Annotated in this window: 11 protein-coding genes; all 11 read left to right on the top strand. The window is 64.4% G+C overall.

Annotated elements, in window-relative coordinates; all coding sequences use genetic code 11:
* Positions 1-28 precede the first annotated feature (28 nt).
* The 11 genes from mtnA to rarD all read left to right on the top strand — a co-directional run bounded on the left by mtnA (position 29) and on the right by rarD (position 14,946).
* A complete protein-coding gene (gene mtnA, locus PNI01S_RS04230) occupies positions 29-1,105 on the top strand; it encodes an S-methyl-5-thioribose-1-phosphate isomerase (protein ID WP_024767044.1) in 1,077 nt (358 codons plus the stop codon).
* Between the two features lie 233 nt (positions 1,106-1,338).
* Positions 1,339-4,128, top strand: coding sequence for a DNA gyrase subunit A (gyrA, locus tag PNI01S_RS04225; RefSeq protein WP_084357482.1), 2,790 nt, complete (start codon positions 1,339-1,341; stop codon positions 4,126-4,128).
* A gap of 14 nt (positions 4,129-4,142) precedes the next feature.
* On the top strand, positions 4,143-5,228 hold the full coding sequence (gene serC, locus PNI01S_RS04220) for a 3-phosphoserine/phosphohydroxythreonine transaminase (RefSeq protein ID WP_084357600.1): 1,086 nt from the start codon (positions 4,143-4,145) through the stop codon (positions 5,226-5,228).
* Positions 5,228-6,325, top strand: coding sequence for a prephenate dehydratase (gene pheA / locus PNI01S_RS04215; RefSeq protein WP_024767047.1), 1,098 nt, complete (start codon positions 5,228-5,230; stop codon positions 6,323-6,325). Before serC ends, pheA begins: the two co-directional genes overlap by 1 nt.
* Position 6,326: 1 nt before the next feature.
* The gene (cysC, locus tag PNI01S_RS04210; RefSeq protein ID WP_024767048.1) at positions 6,327-6,962 is read left to right on the top strand and encodes an adenylyl-sulfate kinase; all 636 of its coding nucleotides are present in this window, start codon (positions 6,327-6,329) and stop codon (positions 6,960-6,962) included.
* Positions 6,952-8,064 (top strand): histidinol-phosphate transaminase, encoded by a 1,113-nt coding sequence (gene hisC, locus PNI01S_RS04205; RefSeq protein ID WP_084357481.1) that lies wholly within the window; start codon positions 6,952-6,954, stop codon positions 8,062-8,064. Before cysC ends, hisC begins: the two co-directional genes overlap by 11 nt.
* Positions 8,057-10,276 carry a bifunctional prephenate dehydrogenase/3-phosphoshikimate 1-carboxyvinyltransferase gene (locus PNI01S_RS04200; RefSeq protein WP_084357480.1) on the top strand — a complete coding sequence of 740 codons (2,220 nt, stop codon included), beginning with the start codon at positions 8,057-8,059 and terminating at the stop codon, positions 10,274-10,276. The genes hisC and PNI01S_RS04200 overlap by 8 nt, the downstream gene beginning before the upstream one ends.
* Positions 10,276-10,965: a (d)CMP kinase gene (cmk, locus tag PNI01S_RS04195; RefSeq protein WP_084357479.1), complete on the top strand. Its 690-nt coding sequence runs from the start codon at positions 10,276-10,278 to the stop codon at positions 10,963-10,965. The genes PNI01S_RS04200 and cmk overlap by 1 nt, the downstream gene beginning before the upstream one ends.
* A 396-nt stretch (positions 10,966-11,361) precedes the next feature.
* Positions 11,362-13,044 carry a 30S ribosomal protein S1 gene (gene rpsA / locus PNI01S_RS04190; RefSeq protein WP_038803317.1) on the top strand — a complete coding sequence of 561 codons (1,683 nt, stop codon included), beginning with the start codon at positions 11,362-11,364 and terminating at the stop codon, positions 13,042-13,044.
* A gap of 139 nt (positions 13,045-13,183) precedes the next feature.
* Positions 13,184-14,053 (top strand): carboxylate/amino acid/amine transporter, encoded by an 870-nt coding sequence (locus PNI01S_RS04185; RefSeq protein WP_084357478.1) that lies wholly within the window; start codon positions 13,184-13,186, stop codon positions 14,051-14,053.
* Complete coding sequence (gene rarD / locus PNI01S_RS04180) at positions 14,050-14,946, top strand: EamA family transporter RarD (protein ID WP_084357477.1); 897 nt, start codon at positions 14,050-14,052, stop codon at positions 14,944-14,946. Before PNI01S_RS04185 ends, rarD begins: the two co-directional genes overlap by 4 nt.
* Positions 14,947-14,968 lie beyond the last annotated feature (22 nt).

Genomic DNA, 14,968 nt, shown 5'->3' with positions numbered 1-14,968 from the left:
CGATTCCATTGAATTGAAGAGGTGTTCCATGCGTGAGCGACTGTTGGCGGCCGAACGGGTCACGGCCATTGATTGGCGCAAGGGCACACTCCGACTGCTGGACCAGCGCCTGCTGCCGCTGGAGGAAACCTGGCTGTCCTTTGAGACCGCCGAAGGCGTGGCCGAGGCCATCCGCCAGATGGTCGTGCGTGGCGCACCCGCCATCGGCATTGCCGCCGCCTATGGCCTGGCGCTGGGTCTGCGCGCCCGCCTGGCCGCCGGCGGCGACTGGCGTACGGCGCTGGAAGAAGATTTCACCGTGCTCGCCGAATCGCGTCCCACCGCGGTCAACCTGTTCTGGGCGCTGAACCGCATGCGTGACCGTCTGGAGCGCCTGAAGCCGGGTGAGGACCCGCTGGCGCTGCTCGAAGCCGAGGCGGTGGCGATCCACGAAAGCGACCGCGAGGCGAACCTGACCATGGCCCAATTGGGCGTGGAGCTGATCCGCAAGCACCACGGCGGCCCGCAGAAGATACTCACTCACTGCAATACCGGCGCCCTGGCCACCGGCGGCTTCGGCACCGCGCTGGGCGTGCTGCGCGCGGCGCACCTGGAAGGGTTGATCGAGCGCGTCTACGCCGACGAAACCCGCCCCTGGCTGCAGGGCGCGCGTCTGACCGCCTGGGAGCTGGCGAACGAAGGTGTGCCGGTCACCCTGAACGCGGACGCGGCCGCCGCGCACCTGATGAAGACCGAAAGCATCACCTGGGTCATCGTCGGTGCCGACCGCATCACGGCCAACGGCGATGTTGCCAACAAGATCGGGACTTATCAGCTCGCAGTCAACGCTATGCACCACGGCGTGCGCTTCATGGTGGTGGCGCCCAGTTCGACCATCGACATGGGGCTGGAAAGTGGCGAGGACATCCCGATCGAGGAGCGCGACGGTCGCGAACTCCTGGAAATCGGCGGCAAACGTGTCGCCGCCGACGTGGATGCCTACAACCCGGTATTCGATGTGACCCCGGCGGACCTGATCGACGCCATCGTGACCGAGCGCGGCGTCGTCGAGCGTCCGGACGCCGAGCGGATGGCCCAGTTGATGAGCCGCAAGCGCCTGCATTGACGGGGCCTGCGGCAATTCATCGAGGGGCTTGGGCGAGGGTAGGGTTTGACCCTGGCTTGTGGTAAGCTCCGACGGTTCTTGATGGGGCATTTTTACGGCCCCCACAGCATCGCGGATCAACGGCCAAGTCGTTGATTTGTAGAGAGTCGGTGGCGCTTTGATAGCGCACCGCGCTCCGCCAGGCCCGGGACGGGCATGACGGAGACCCATTTGAAAAAGGAACCAGGCTTCTCATGGGCGAACTGGCCAAAGAAATCCTCCCGGTCAACATCGAAGACGAACTCCGACAGTCCTACCTCGATTACGCCATGAGCGTGATCGTCGGTCGTGCCCTGCCCGATGCGCGCGATGGCTTGAAGCCCGTGCACCGTCGCGTCCTGTACGCCATGAGCGAACTGGGCAACGACTGGAACAAGCCCTACAAGAAATCCGCCCGTGTGGTCGGTGACGTGATCGGTAAGTACCACCCGCACGGCGACACCGCGGTGTACGACACCATCGTGCGCATGGCCCAGCCCTTCTCGCTGCGCTACATGCTGGTCGACGGCCAGGGCAACTTCGGTTCGGTGGACGGCGACAACGCCGCGGCCATGCGATACACCGAAGTGCGTATGTCCAAGCTGGCCCACGAACTGCTGGCCGACCTCGACAAGGAAACCGTCGACTGGGTGCCCAACTACGACGGCACCGAGCAGATCCCGGCGGTCATGCCGACCAAGGTCCCGAACCTGCTGGTCAACGGTTCCAGCGGTATTGCCGTGGGCATGGCGACCAACATCCCGCCGCACAACCTCACCGAGGTGATCGACGGTTGCCTGGCGCTGATGGACAACCCCGAGCTGTCCGTCGACGACCTGATGCAGTACATCCCCGGCCCGGACTTCCCGACCGCCGGCATCATCAACGGTCGTGCGGGCATCATCGAGGCCTACCGCACCGGCCGTGGCCGCATCTATATCCGTGCCCGCGCCACCATCGAGGACATGGAAAAGGGCGGCAACCGCCAGCAGATCATCATCACCGAGCTGCCCTACCAGCTGAACAAGGCCCGCCTGATCGAGAAGATCGCCGAGCTGGTGAAAGAGAAGAAGATCGAAGGCATCACCGAGCTGCGCGACGAGTCCGACAAGGACGGCATGCGCGTGGTCATCGAGCTGCGCCGCGGCGAAGTGGGCGAGGTCGTGCTGAACAACCTCTACGCCCAGACCCAGCTGCAGAGCGTCTTCGGCATCAACGTGGTGGCCCTGGTCGATGGTCAGCCGCGCACGATGAACCTCAAGGACATGCTCGAGGTCTTCATTCGCCACCGCCGTGAAGTGGTGACCCGCCGGACCGTCTACGAACTGCGCAAGGCCCGCGAGCGCGGCCACATCCTCGAAGGCCAGGCGGTCGCCCTGTCGAACATCGACCCGGTGATCGAGCTGATCAAGACCTCGCCGACCCCGGCCGAGGCCAAGGAACGCCTGATCGCCACGGCCTGGGAATCCAGCGCCGTGGAAGCCATGGTCGAGCGCGCCGGCGCCGATTCCTGCCGTCCGGAAGACCTGGATGAGCAGTACGGTCTGCGCGAAGGCAAGTACTACCTGTCGCCGGAACAGGCCCAGGCCATCCTGGAACTGCGCCTGCACCGCCTGACCGGCCTGGAGCACGAGAAGCTCCTGTCCGAGTACCAGGAAATCCTCACCCTGATCGGCGAGCTGATCCGCATCCTGACCAACCCCGAGCGCCTGATGGAAGTCATCCGCGAGGAGCTGGAGAAGGTCAAGGCGGAGTTCGGCGATGCCCGTCGCACCGAGATCGTCGCGTCGCAGATGGACCTGACCATCGCCGACCTGATCACCGAAGAAGAGCGCGTGGTCACCATCTCCCACGGCGGCTACGCCAAGTCCCAGCCGCTGGCCGCCTACGAGGCCCAGCGTCGCGGTGGCAAGGGCAAGTCGGCCAGTGGCGTGAAGGACGAGGACTACATCGAACACCTGCTGGTCGCCAACAGCCACGCCACCCTGCTGCTGTTCTCCAGCAAGGGCAAGGTCTACTGGCTGCGCACCTTCGAGATCCCGGAAGCCTCGCGTACCGCCCGTGGCCGTCCGCTGGTGAACCTGCTGCCGCTGGACGAAGGCGAGCGCATCACCGCGATGCTGCAGATCGACCTGGAAGCTGTGCGCGCCCAGTTCGCCGGTGACGAGAACGACGATGACGACGTGGTCGCCGAGCAGGTCGCCGAAGTGGCGGAAGCCGAAGAAGGCGAAGAGGGCGACGACGCCGACTTCAGCCAGGACGAGCCGACCGGCGCGTACATCTTCATGGCCACCATGAAAGGCACCGTGAAGAAGACCCCGCTGATCCAGTTCACCAAGCCCCGCTCCAACGGCCTGATCGCGCTGAAACTGGAGGAGGGCGATTCGCTGATCGCCGCCGCCATCACCGACGGCTCGAAGGACGTGATGATGTTCTCCGACGCCGGCAAGGTGATCCGCTTCAAGGAAAGCAAGGTGCGCATCATGGGCCGTAACGCCCGTGGCGTGCGCGGCATGCGCCTGGGCGAAGGCCAGCGGATCATTTCCATGCTGATCCCCGAGTGCCGCGAAGCGCAGATCCTCAGCGCCTCCGAGCGCGGGTACGGCAAGCGCACCCCGCTGGCCGACTACCCGCGTCGCGGTCGTGGCGGCCAGGGCGTGATCGCCATGGTGATCAACGAGCGTAACGGCAACCTGGTAGGCGCCGTGCAGGTGCTGGACGGCGAGGAGATCATGCTGATCTCCGACCAGGGCACCCTGGTGCGTACCCGCGTCGACGAAGTCCGTGGCGCTGGCCGTAACACCCAGGGCGTGATCCTCATCAAGCTGGCCGCCGACGAGACCGTCGTAGGCCTGGAGCGGGTGCAGGAGCCGACCGTCGTCGAAGGCGAAGAGATCGAAGGCGAGATCGTCGACGGCGAGACCGTCGAGGGTGAAGTAGCGGACGAGAACCAAGAAGCAGGCGAAGTCGCGGCTGAAGAAGCCCCGCAAGCCAGCGAAGACTGATAGCGAGAGTGGATGTGAGCAAGCGAGCCTTTAACTTCTGCGCCGGTCCCGCGGCGCTTCCCACCGAGGTGCTGGAGCGCGCCCGCGCCGAGCTGCTGGATTGGCAGGGCAAGGGCCTGTCGGTCATGGAGATGAGCCACCGTAGCGACGACTATGTGGCCATCGCCGAGAAGGCCGAGCAGGACCTGCGCGACCTGATGGCGATCCCGTCGAACTACAAGGTGCTGTTCCTGCAGGGCGGCGCCAGCCAGCAGTTCGCCGAGATTCCGCTGAACCTGCTGCCCGAAGACGGCGTGGCCGACTACGTGGAAACCGGCATCTGGTCGAAGAAGGCCATCGAAGAGGCTCGCCGTTACGGCAACGTCAACGTCGTCGCCAGCGCATCCAAGTACGACTACTTCGCGATCCCCGGCCAGAACGAGTGGAACCTGTCCAAGGACGCGGCCTACCTGCACTACGCGTCCAACGAGACCATCGGTGGCCTGGAATTCGACTGGATTCCGGAAGTCGGCGATGTCCCGCTGGTGGTGGACATGTCCTCGGACATCCTCTCCCGCCCGATCGACGTATCGAAGTTCGGCCTGATCTACGCCGGCGCGCAAAAGAACATCGGCCCGTCCGGTTTGGTGGTGGTCATCGTTCGCGAAGACCTGCTGGGCCGCGCCCGCAGCATCTGCCCGACCATGCTCAACTACAAGGTCGCTGCCGATAACGGCTCCATGTACAACACCCCGGCTACCTACTCCTGGTACCTCTCCGGCCTGGTCTTCCAGTGGCTGAAGGAGCAGGGCGGTGTCGACGCCATGGAACAGCGCAACCGCGCGAAGAAGGACATGCTGTACGGCTTCATCGACAGCAGCGACTTCTACACCAACCCGATCCAGCCCAGCGCTCGCTCCTGGATGAACGTGCCGTTCCGCCTGGCCGACGAGAAGTTCGACAAGGCCTTCCTCGCCGGTGCCGACGCGCGCGGTCTGCTCAACCTCAAGGGTCACCGTTCGGTAGGTGGCATGCGTGCCTCCATCTATAACGCCCTGGGCCTGGATGCCATCGAAGCCCTGGTCGGCTACATGGCCGAGTTCGAGAAGGAGCACGGCTGATGAGCGACGCTGACCAGCTCAAGGCTTTGCGCGTACGCATCGACAGCCTCGACGAGAAGATCCTCGAGCTGATCAGCGAACGCGCACGCTGCGCCACCGATGTGGCGCGCGTGAAAATGGCCGCCCTGCCCGCAGGCGAGAAGCCGGTGTTCTACCGGCCCGAGCGCGAGGCCTGGGTGCTCAAGCACATCATGGAGCTGAACAAGGGCCCGCTGGACAACGAGGAAGTCGCTCGTCTGTTCCGCGAGATCATGTCCTCCTGCCTGGCCCTGGAGCAGCCGCTGAAAGTGGCCTACCTCGGCCCGGAAGGCACCTTCACCCAGGCCGCGGCGCTCAAACACTTCGGCCATGCGGTGATCAGCACGCCGATGGCGGCCATCGACGAAGTGTTCCGCGAAGTTGCTGCCGGCGCGGTGAACTTCGGCGTGGTGCCGGTGGAAAACTCCACCGAGGGTGCGGTCAACCACACCCTCGACAGCTTCCTCGAGCACGACCTGGTGATCTGCGGCGAGGTGGAACTGCGCATCCACCACCACCTGCTGGTGGGCGAGAACACCAAGACCAACAACATCACCCGCATCTACTCCCACGCCCAGTCCCTGGCCCAGTGCCGCAAGTGGCTGGACGCGCACTACCCGAACGTCGAGCGCGTGGCGGTCTCCAGCAATGCCGACGCCGCCAAGCGGGTGAAGAGCGAGTGGAACAGCGCGGCGATTGCCGGCGACATGGCGGCCAGCCTGTACGGCCTGGACAAGCTGCACGAGAAGATCGAGGACCGCCCGGACAACTCCACGCGCTTCCTCATGATCGGCAACCAGGAAGTGCCGCCCACGGGCGATGACAAGACTTCCATCATCGTCTCCATGCGCAACAAGCCGGGCGCGTTGCACGAGCTGCTGGTGCCGTTCCACAGCAACGGTGTCGACCTGACTCGCATCGAGACCCGCCCGTCGCGCAGCGGCAAGTGGACCTACGTGTTCTTCATCGACTTCGTCGGCCACCACAAGGACCCGCTGATCAAGGACGTGCTGGAAAAGATCAACAGCGAAGCCGTTGCCCTTAAGGTGCTGGGTTCGTACCCCAAGGCCGTGCTTTGACATGGGGCGAAATGCCCATTGGCCGTCGCAGACGGTCGATTGTGCAGGGCGCGCCGGCCTCAAGGCCCAGCGCCCCTGCCTGGTCTGGCTGACTGGGCTGAGCGGTTCCGGCAAGTCGACGCTGGCCGATGCCCTCGAGCAGCGCCTGCATGCGTCCGGGCGGCACACCTACCTGCTCGATGGCGATCATCTCCGTCAGGGCTTGAATCGGGACCTCGGCTTCAGCGCTGAAGACCGCTGTGAAAATATTCGCCGCGTTGGAGAGGTGGGGGCGCTGATGGTGGATGCTGGCCTGATCACCATCGCCGCGTTCATTTCGCCCTTTCGTGCGGATCGCGACAGGGTTCGCAAGCTGTTACCCGAGCGTTTCGTGGAAGTGCATGTCTCCACGCCGCTGAAAGTGTGCGAGGAGCGCGATCCCAAAGGGCTCTACCGCAAAGCGCGAGCCGGCGAACTCAAGGAGTTCACCGGCATCGACTCTCCGTTCGAGGCGCCGCTGGCCGCCCAGGTGAGCATCGATACGTCCGTGCTGTCGGTAGAGGAATCTGTTGACCGTATCTGCGATTACATGGCTGCCGCCGGCTATATCGAGTCAGTCTGTGCGGCCCCCGTCGAGAGAGATGTCCATGAGCTGTGATTTCCTTGCCCTGGCCCAGCCGGGCGTGCAGAAACTTTCTCCCTACGTTCCCGGCAAGCCGGTCGATGAACTGGCCCGCGAGCTGAAGCTCGACCCCGCCGGCATCGTCAAGCTGGCCAGCAACGAGAACCCGCTGGGCCCGAGCCCCAAGGTCCTAGACGCCATTCGCGCCGAACTGGCCGAACTGACCCGCTACCCCGACGGCAACGGCTTCGAGCTGAAGTCCCGCCTGGCCGCCCGCTGCGGCGTCGACACCGCGCAGGTCACCCTGGGCAACGGCTCCAACGACATTCTCGACCTGGTGGCCCGCGCCTATCTGGCGCCTGGCCTGAACGCCGTGTTCAGCCAGTACGCCTTCGCCGTCTACCCGATCTCTACCCAGGCCGTCGGCGCCCAGGGCAAGGTCGTGCCGGCGAAAGACTGGGGCCACGACCTGGAAGCCATGCTGGAGGCCATCGACGCCAACACCCGCGTGGTCTTCATCGCCAACCCGAACAACCCCACCGGTACCTGGTTCGGCCCGGACGCGCTGGAGCGCTTCCTCTCGCAGGTGCCGGAGAGCGTCCTCGTGGTGCTCGACGAGGCCTACATCGAGTATGCCGAAGGCGAGGAGCTGCCGGACGGCTTGAAGTACCTGGCCCGCTACCCGAACCTGCTGGTCTCCCGCACCTTTTCCAAGGCCTACGGCCTGGCCTCGCTGCGCGTCGGTTACGCGATCTCCTCGGCGCAGGTCGCCGATGTGCTCAACCGCGTTCGCCAGCCGTTCAACGTCAACAGCCTGGCCCTGGCCGCCGCCTGTGCGGCGCTGGACGATGCCGACTACCTGGCCCAAGGCAAGCGCATCAACGACGAAGGCATGGCGCAGCTGGAAAACGGCCTGCGCGCCCTGGACCTGCACTGGATTCCCTCCAAGGGCAACTTCATCGCCGTGGACCTCAAGCGTGACGCCGGCCCGGTCTACCAGGCGCTGCTCGCCGAAGGCGTGATCGTCCGTCCGGTGGGTGGCTACGGCATGCCGCAGCACCTGCGCATCTCCATCGGCCTGCCGGCCGAGAACGCCCGCTTCCTCGAAGCGCTGGCCAAGGTGCTTGCTCGTGCCTGATGTTGTTCAGCGCAAGCGCCTGGTGGTGGTGGGGCTCGGCCTGATCGGCGGCTCCTTCGCCAAGGGCATCCGCGAAAAGGGCCTGTTCGAGGAAGTGGTCGGCGTCGACCGTGACCCGCAAACCCGTCGCCTGGCGGTGGAACTGGGAGTGGTCGACCGCTGCGAGGAAAGCCTTGTTGCCGGTTGCCGCGAGGCTGACGTGATCCAGCTTGCGGTGCCGATCCTGGCCATGGAGAAGGTCCTCGGGGAACTCGCCACTCTCGACATCGGCAATGCCATCCTCACCGACGTGGGCAGCGCCAAGGGCAATGTGGTGCGCGCTGCGAAAGCCGTGTTCGGTGGCATGCCCGCGCGCTTCGTTCCCGGCCATCCCATCGCCGGTTCCGAGCAGAGCGGGGTGGAAGCGGCCAACGCGAAATTGTTCCGCCGTCATAAAGTCATCCTCACCCCGCTGGATAATGCCGACGCGGACGCGATCCAGTGCGTCGAGAGCCTCTGGCGCGAGCTGGGCGCGGATGTCGAGCAGATGGCCGTCGAACACCACGACGAAGTTCTCGCCGCCACCAGCCACCTGCCGCACCTGCTGGCCTTCACGCTGGTCGACTCGCTGGCCAAACGCAGCGAGAATCTGGAAATCTTCCGCTATGCCGCTGGCGGCTTCCGCGACTTCACGCGGATTGCCGGCAGCGACCCGGTGATGTGGCACGACATCTTCCTCGCCAACCGCGAGGCGGTGCTGCGCATCCTCGATGTATTCCGTGACGACCTCGACGACTTGCGCGAGGCCGTCGATCAAGGGGACGGGCAACAACTGATGGGCGTCTTCACCCGCGCCCGGGTTGCCCGCGAGCATTTCAGCAAAATCCTGGCCCGCCGGGCCTATGTGGACGCCATGCACAACAATGACCTGATTTTCCTGGCCCAGCCGGGTGGCCGCCTCTCCGGGCGCGTTCGCGTACCGGGCGACAAGTCCATTTCCCACCGCTCGATCATGCTCGGCTCGTTGGCCGAAGGCACGACCGAGGTACAAGGTTTCCTCGAGGGTGAAGATGCCCTCGCCACCATCCAGGCCTTCCGCGACATGGGCGTGGTCATCGAAGGCCCGCACCACGGCCGCGTGACCGTGCACGGCGTGGGCCTGCATGGCTTGAAGACGCCGCCCGGCCCGATCTACCTGGGCAACTCCGGCACCTCCATGCGCCTGCTCAGTGGCCTGCTCGCCGCCCAGCCGTTCGACACCACCCTGACCGGCGATGCGTCGCTGTCCAAGCGCCCGATGAACCGCGTCGCCAAGCCGCTGCGCGAGATGGGCGCAGTGATCGAGACTGGCCCCGAAGGCCGTCCGCCGCTGACCATCCGTGGTGGCCAGAAGCTCACCGGCATGCACTACGACATGCCCATGGCCAGCGCCCAGGTGAAATCCTGCCTGCTGCTTGCCGGCCTCTACGCTGCCGGTGAAACCTCCACCACCGAGCCGGCCCCGACCCGCGACCATACCGAGCGCATGCTGCGCGGCTTCGGCTACCCGGTCGACGTCGAAGGCGCCACCGCTCGCGTCGAGTCCGGCCACAAGCTCACCGCCACCTCGATCGAAGTCCCGGCCGACATTTCCTCCGCCGCCTTCTTCCTGGTTGCCGCGAGCATCGCCGAAGGCTCCGACCTGACTCTGGAGCACGTCGGCATCAACCCGACCCGTACCGGCGTCATCGACATCCTCAAGCTCATGGGCGCCGACATCACCCTGGAAAACCAGCGAGAAGTGGGCGGCGAACCGGTTGCCGACATTCGCGTGCGCTCGGCGCAGCTCAAAGGCATCGACATCCCCGAAGACCTGGTGCCGCTGGCCATCGACGAGTTCCCCGTGCTCTTCGTTGCCGCCGCCTCTGCCTCCGGCCGCACTGTGCTGCGCGGCGCGGAAGAACTGCGGGTGAAGGAATCCGACCGCATCCAGGTCATGGCCGACGGCCTGCTGGCCCTGGGCGTGAAGTGCGAGCCGACCCCGGACGGCATCATCATCGACGGCGGCAGCTATGGCGGCGGCGAAGTCTGGAGCCACGGCGACCACCGTATCGCCATGTCCTTCAGCGTGGCTTCCCTGCGTGCCGGTGCGCCTATCCGCATCCACGACTGCGCCAACGTCGCGACCTCCTTCCCGAACTTCCTCGGGCTGGCGTCCGGCGCGGGCATCCGCGTCGCCGAGGAGAAAAACTGATGAACGGCGAATGGCCGGTCCTCGCCATCGATGGCCCCAGCGGCTCGGGCAAGGGCACCGTCGCCGGCCTGCTGGCCAAGCGCCTGGGCTGGAACCTGCTGGACTCCGGCGCGTTGTATCGCCTGCTGGCGTTCGCTGCCGGTAACCACGGTATCGACCTGACCAACGAGGAAGCCCTCAAGGTTCTCGCCGCACACCTGGACGTGCAGTTCACCCATGCCAAGGGCGGACAGGGTCAGCACATCATCCTCGAAGGCGAAGATGTCACCGATACCATCCGTACGGAGCAGGTCGGCGCCGGCGCCTCGCAAGTCGCCGCGCTGCCGGCGGTGCGCGATGCGCTGCTGCAACGCCAGCGCGCCTTCCTCGAAGCCCCCGGCCTTGTCGCCGACGGCCGCGACATGGGCACCGTGGTCTTCCCCAGCGCGCCGCTGAAGATATTCCTGACAGCGTCGGCCGAAGAGCGCGCCCGTCGCCGATACCTGCAGCTCAAGGGCAAGGGTATCGACAGCGATCAGGCGCAGCTGGCGGAAGAAATCAGCGCCCGCGACGAGCGTGACAGCCAGCGTGCCGTGGCTCCGCTCAAGCCCGCCGAAGGCGCCATCCTGGTGGACTCCACCTCGATGAGCATTGAAGAGGTCGTGGACAGTATCCTCGCCGAGGTTTCTCGTCGCGGCCTGACGGACTAGTCGAACGGCTCACGAAAATCCCCGGCCAGCCGGGGATTTTTCTTTCCCGGGGCGAGTGCGTCGCAGGACGGATCTGACAGGCGGTCCTCCCGTCTTCCGAGGCTGGGCGAAAATGAAGGAATGAGGCTGGAGTCGTGAAGGACATCGGAAACCGGGGGCGCCGATTGACGCAACCGACATCCGTTGCTACCATTCCAGACCTTGTATCGGGAGGGTTTCGCCCATATTGAGCGAAGCGTTCCCTTAAAATCTGAATGTGGAGCATCCGTTTCGGCGGGTGCAACAGGGGGCCGGCAGGATACCAGTCTTGATCCTGCTGGCTTCTTTTTCATCACTTGACCGTGTTCGCTGGTGGCGCGGAATCGGGCTTACAAGCCTTTGACTACAGGTATAGACATGAGCGAAAGCTTCGCAGAACTCTTTGAAGAAAGTCTTAAATCCCTCGACATGCAGCCGGGTGCAATCATCACCGGCATCGTGGTCGACATCGATGGTGACTGGGTCACCGTCCATGCCGGTCTGAAATCCGAGGGCGTCATCCCGGTCGAGCAGTTCTACAACGAACAGGGCGAGCTGACCATCAATGTGGGTGACGAAGTCCACGTTGCGCTTGACGCGGTAGAAGACGGCTTTGGTGAAACCAAGCTGTCCCGCGAAAAAGCCAAGCGTGCCGAGAGCTGGATCGTTCTGGAAGCTGCTTTCTCTGCCGACGAAGTGGTCAAAGGCGTCATCAACGGAAAGGTCAAGGGTGGCTTCACCGTCGACGTCAACGGCATCCGTGCGTTCCTGCCGGGTTCGCTGGTCGACGTGCGTCCGGTGCGCGACACCACTCACCTGGAAGGCAAAGAGCTCGAGTTCAAGGTCATCAAGCTGGACCAGAAGCGCAACAACGTTGTCGTTTCCCGCCGCAGCGTGCTGGAAGCCGAGAACAGCGCCGAGCGCGAAGCTCTGCTGGAATCCCTGCAGGAAGGCCAGCAGGTCAAAGGTATCGTCAAGAACCTCACCGACTACGGTGCGTTCGTTGACCTGGGCGGCGTCGATGGTCTGCTGCACATCACCGACATGGCCTGGAAGCGTATCAAGCATCCGTCGGAAATCGTCAACGTTGGCGACGAGATCGATGTCAAGGTTCTGAAGTTCGACCGCGAGCGCAACCGCGTATCCCTGGGCCTGAAGCAACTGGGCGAAGACCCATGGGTTGCCATCAAAGCCCGTTACCCGGAAGGCACCCGCGTTACCGCGCGCGTCACCAACCTCACCGACTACGGCTGCTTCGCCGAGCTGGAAGAGGGCGTGGAAGGCCTGGTACACGTCTCCGAAATGGACTGGACCAACAAGAACATCCACCCGTCGAAAGTCGTTCAGGTTGGCGACGAAGTGGAAGTTCAGGTTCTGGACATCGACGAAGAGCGTCGTCGTATCTCCCTGGGCATCAAGCAGTGCAAGTCCAACCCGTGGGAAGACTTCTCCAGCCGCTTCAACAAGGGCGACAAGATCTCCGGCACCATCAAGTCGATCACCGATTTCGGTATCTTCATCGGCCTGGAAGGCGGCATCGACGGTCTGGTTCACCTGTCCGACATCTCCTGGAACGAAGTTGGCGAAGAAGCCGTTCGCCGCTTCAAGAAGGGCGACGAGCTGGAAACCGTCATCCTCTCCGTTGATCCGGAGCGTGAGCGCATCTCCCTGGGCATCAAGCAGCTGGAAGACGATCCGTTCTCCAACTACGCATCGCTCAACGAGAAAGGCACCATCGTTCGCGGCACCGTGAAGGAAGTGGACGCCAAAGGCGCTGTCATCAGCCTGGGCGGCGAAATCGAAGGCATCCTGAAAGCCTCCGAAATCAGCCGTGACCGCGTTGAAGACGCTCGCAACGTTCTGAAAGAAGGCGAAGAAGTCGAAGCCAAGATCATCAGCATCGACCGTAAGAGCCGCGTCATCTCCCTCTCCATCAAGTCGAAAGACGTTGATGACGAGAAAGATGCGATGAAAGAACTGCGTCACAAGCAAGACGTAGAAGCCACTGGTCCGACCACCATCGGTGATCTGATCCGTGCTCAGATGGAGAACCAGGGCTAATCCCTGATTCACCATCCAAGGAAAAGGGCGACTTCGGTCGCCCTTTTTCGTTTCTGCCTATCGCTGGCGCGGGCGCGCAGCGCTTTCTCCAAGTCGAGACTGGCGCTATGGTGCCCGCCCCGTTCCGGTCGCTATCTCCATGCCTTACCTGCTTTTCGTCACCGTCCTCTGGGCGTTCTCCTTCAGCCTGATCGGCGAATACCTCGCCGGGCAGGTCGACAGCTATTTCGCCGTGCTCACCCGCGTGGTGCTCGCCGGCCTGGTGTTCCTGCCACTGACCCGCTGGCGCGGCGTCGAGCCGCGCTTTATCGCTGGCGTGATGCTGGCAGGCGCGCTGCAGTTCGGCATTACCTACGTCTGTCTCTACCAGAGCTTCCGCGTGCTGACGGTCCCGGAGGTGCTGCTGTTCACCGTGCTGACGCCGTTGCACGTGGCGCTGATCGATGACGCGTTGAACCGGCGCTTCAATGCCTGGGCGCTGCTGGCGGCCTCGGTGGCGGTGCTGGGCGCCGGGATCATCCGCTACGACGGCGTCAGCGGCGACTACATCCAGGGCTTCCTCCTGCTGCAGGTGGCCAACGCGACCTTCGCGGCGGGGCAGGTGTTCTACAAACACCTGGTACGACGCTATCCCTCGGACATCCCGCAGTACCGCCGCTTCGGCTACTTCTTCGTCGGTGCGCTGCTGGTTGCCCTGCCGGGCTGGTTGCTGTTCGGCAATCCGCAGAAGCTGCCGACCACCGACCTGCAATGGGGTGTGCTGATCTGGATGGGGCTGCTGGCCACCGCGCTCGGGCAGTTCTGGTGGAACAAGGGCGGCACCATGGTGGATGCCGGCACCCTGGCGGTGATGAACAACCTGCACGTGCCGGTGGGCCTGCTGATCAACCTGCTGATCTGGAACGAGGCCGCCGACCTACCGCGCCTGGCGCTGGGCGGTGCGGTGATCGTTGCGTCGCTAGGCGTCAATCGCCTTGGCCTGCGTCGTCGCAAGGAGCGCTGCGCATGAATATCTCCGGACGTGGCGTAGCGCTGTCCCTGGCGTCTTCCGTGCTGTTCGTGACCCTGCCGGGTTACATCCATTCGCTGGAGCCGCTGACCAGCATCCAGGTGATCGCCCACCGGGTGGTCTGGTCGATTCCCATGGTCCTGCTGCTGGTGCTCTTCACCCGTCAGGGCGGTGTGCTGCGCGATGCGGGTCGGAGGCTGCTGCGCGAGCCATGGCTGCTGGCGTGCTTCCCGCTGACGGCGGCGATGATGCTGATCCAGTGGGGCGTGTTCATCTGGGCGCCCATGGTTGGGCGCACGCTGGAGCTGTCGCTGGGCTACTTCCTGCTGCCGCTGACCATGGTGCTCTGCGGCCGGGTGTTCTATGGCGAGCGTCTGACCACGTTGCAGGGCATTGCCGTCGCCTTCGCGCTGGCGGGTGTGCTGCACGAGTTGTGGCTCACTCGCGCGTTCTCGTGGTTCACCCTGATTACCGCGCTGGGCTATCCGCCGTACTTCATGCTGCGCCGCAAGATGGCGGTGGATTCGTTGTCCGGCTTCGTCTTCGAGATGATCGTGCTGCTGCCGTTCGCCCTGGCCGCCTTGTGGATAACTGATAGCGCCGGGGTGCTGGAAGAGGTGCCGCGCCTGTGGGCGCTGCTGCCGCTGCTGGGCCTGATCAGCGCGCTGGCGTTCGGCGCCATGATGGCGGCCAGCCGGCTGTTGCCCATGGGGTTGTTCGGGATTCTGAGTTACGTGGAGCCGGTGCTGCTGTTCGCCATCGCCGTGCTGTTTCTGGGCGAGGCATTCAACCCGGCGCAGATCTGGACCTACGGGCCGATCTGGATCGCTGTACTGCTGACCGGTTGGGATAGCGCGCGACTGTTGCGCCGGCAGGCGCGTCGCGGCTTGTAGATGAGGGGCAGGCGCTCTCCCG

It is taken from the genome of Pseudomonas nitroreducens NBRC 12694, assembly GCF_002091755.1.
Classification (GTDB): Bacteria; Pseudomonadota; Gammaproteobacteria; order Pseudomonadales; family Pseudomonadaceae; genus Pseudomonas; species Pseudomonas nitroreducens.
This window is presented reverse-complemented; position numbering and strand designations above follow the sequence as displayed.